Source organism: Bacillus sp. AFS001701 (assembly GCF_002559405.1).
Taxonomy (GTDB): domain Bacteria; phylum Bacillota; class Bacilli; order Bacillales; family Bacillaceae_G; genus Gottfriedia.
This window is the reverse complement of the sequence record NZ_NTZO01000648.1, coordinates 1-594: the sequence shown is the minus strand read 5'-3', so window position 1 is coordinate 594 and position 594 is coordinate 1. Positions and strand designations below refer to the sequence as shown.

Below are 594 nucleotides of genomic sequence, written 5' to 3'. Positions count from 1 at the left end.
TTTCCATTCATTTGTAAATAATTCATCAATCATTACTTTTTTAGTGGAACTGATTTTTGAGGATTCAAGTATAGAAATATTTTTCGTTACATGTTCTATTGACTCTATATTGCCAGAAAGAATAATACCTTTCTCCCGCATAACTTCCATTTGTTCATGAAATAATACTTTTCCATCATTTACTACAACGATCGTTTCACATAATGCTTGAATTTCTTCGATATGATGTGTTGAAAGTAAAATGAGTCTCGGATTTTCTTCATAGCTTTCCATTAATGCATCATAAAACTGTTTTCTTTTAACTGCATCTAATCCATTAGTCGGCTCATCGAGAACTGTTATTTTTGCGTTGCTAGCTAATCCTAAAATAATTTGCACTGCCGTTTTCATTCCTTTTGAAAACTTAGTGATTTTTTTATTCTTAGGTAATTCAAAAACTTGAACTAAATGTTCAGCAAATTCTCGATCCCAATCAGGATGAAAGTACCTTCCGTATTTTAACAAATCATCTATTCTCCAATTATGACCAAATGGATGATTTTCTTGGATATAGCAAATATTCTCAAGTACATTTAAATTATTATAAGGTTCTTC

General features: G+C 30.1%; 1 protein-coding gene. It reads right to left on the bottom strand.

Annotation, left to right across the window (positions count from 1 at the left end; translation table 11 throughout):
* On the bottom strand, positions 1–594 hold a 594-nt coding region (locus CN514_RS24335), incomplete at both ends, for an AAA family ATPase (protein ID WP_098234772.1).